This window comes from Enterobacter sp. CGMCC 5087 (assembly GCF_003144775.1).
GTDB lineage: Bacteria > Pseudomonadota > Gammaproteobacteria > Enterobacterales > Enterobacteriaceae > Enterobacter > Enterobacter cloacae_M.
In genome coordinates, this window is record NZ_QFXN01000010.1 from 1 (window position 1) to 1,822 (window position 1,822).

Sequence of the window (1,822 nt, forward strand, 5' to 3'; positions counted from 1 at the left end):
GTAAACCCTCAGCCAGTCCCGGTAAGCAGTCTGAGAAAGTCGCTGGCACATCGGGTAAGGAGCCTGAAGCATGAGCGTAATTGATTCGAATATTCTCACGCCTTTGTTCTGGTCGGCAATGGACAACAGCCAGGCAAACAGCGCCCAGGCACTGCAGCGCACGCTGCTGATTGGTCAGAGGCTGGAGACGGGATCGGCTGCTGCAAATATAGCCGTTCCCTGTGGATCGTCACAGATGGCCATCGAGCTTGCGGGTGCCGGTTCAATGCTGGCCGAAATGGCCCGCGTCTATATGGACAACGACACCGGCGGCGATGTGTATCTGCTGCCGCTGGCCGATGGTGGCGGGGATGCGCACGCGACGGGCAGTATTGCCATCAGTTCGGTTCCCACTGCAAACGGCGTGCTGGCGCTCTATATCGCCGGGACGCGGGTGTCGGTGACGGTCATCACCACGGATACGGTCACCACTATCGGGGCGGATATTGCCGCCGCCATTAATGGCATGGCGGCATTGCCTGTCACGGCAGAAAGCGTCGTGGCCTCCGGTACGGCAACCGTAACGCTGACGGCCAAAAATAAAGGTGATGCAGGTAACACCATTGATCTGCGCCTCAACTATCAGGGAACAGCAGGCGGGGAGCTGACTCCCGCAGGGATGACGGTAATGCTGACAGCCATGTCTGGCGGCGCAGGCACGCCAGATTTGACGGACGGGCTTGCCAGCCTGAAGGACAAGACGTTTGATTTTATTGTCCTGCCGTACAGCGACACGACAAGCCTCGATACCCTGAAGCTGTTCATGAATGACAGCACGGGACGATGGAGCTACCAGAAGCAGATTTACGGGCATGTTTTCGCCACGGCAACCGGCACTTATGGCCAGCTGACCGCGAAGGGCGAGGCGCGTAACAACCAGCATGAATCCCTGATGGGGGTTTATGACTCACCGTCCCCGCCGTATCTGTGGAGTGCGGCCTACACCGGCGCGGTGGCGACGAGTCTGCGAACCGACCCGGGTCGTCCGGTTCAGACGCTGCCGGTTTACAGCGTGCTGGCTCCCCCGGTCAATTCGCGGTTTGACCAGCCTGAGCGTAACAACCTGCTACACAGCGGCATTGCGAGCTATACCGTGCAGGATGACGGCACTATTCAGGTGGAAAACCTTATCACGACCTATCAGAAAAATGCCTACGACGCGCCGGATAACAGCTATCTGGAGGTCGAAACGATGTTCACGCTGATGTATGTCACTCGCGACCTGAAAACGCTGATCACCTCGAAATTTGGCCGGATGAAACTGGTGGATGACGGGACGCGTTTTCGTGCCGGCGCACCGATTGTGACACCGAAAATCATCAAGGGTGAGCTGATGTCACGGTACACGCAGCTGGAGTTTGACGGGTACGTGCAGGACAGTGACGCGTTTGCCGCCGGGCTTTTGGTCACGAAGAGCAAAGACAACCCTAACCGTGTGGATGTGCTGTGGGATGGCATTCTGGTTAACCAGTTGCGGATCGTGGCACTCATTAACCAGTTCCGTCTGCAGCCGGCGGCGTAAGGAGAAGCTATGAGTGGAAATGTACTTGCCGGCACCGCGTATGTCTCGGTGGACGGGTCAACCATTATGGTCGGCGGCCAGTTTAAATACTTCTCAGGGCGCGTAAAGCGCGAAACCCTGATTGGTATGGACGGTATTCACGGGGTGAAAGAGACCTTTGTCGCCCCGTTCATCTCCTGCCAGGTGCGTGATACCGGCGGGGTCCCTGTATCGTACTTCAACAACATGACCAACGTCACCCTGGTGGTGGAGCTTGCCAAC

Annotated in this window: 2 protein-coding genes; both read left to right on the forward strand. The window is 57.6% G+C overall.

Annotated elements, in window-relative coordinates; all coding sequences use genetic code 11:
- The first annotated feature begins 70 nt into the window (after nt 1–70).
- On the forward strand, nt 71–1,561 hold the full coding sequence (locus DEO48_RS00065; RefSeq protein WP_109843943.1) for a phage tail sheath subtilisin-like domain-containing protein: 1,491 nt from the start codon (nt 71–73) through the stop codon (nt 1,559–1,561).
- A 9-nt stretch (nt 1,562–1,570) separates the two neighbouring features.
- A partial coding sequence (locus DEO48_RS00070) for a phage tail tube protein (RefSeq protein ID WP_109843944.1) occupies nt 1,571–1,822 on the forward strand: 252 nt, incomplete at its 3' end.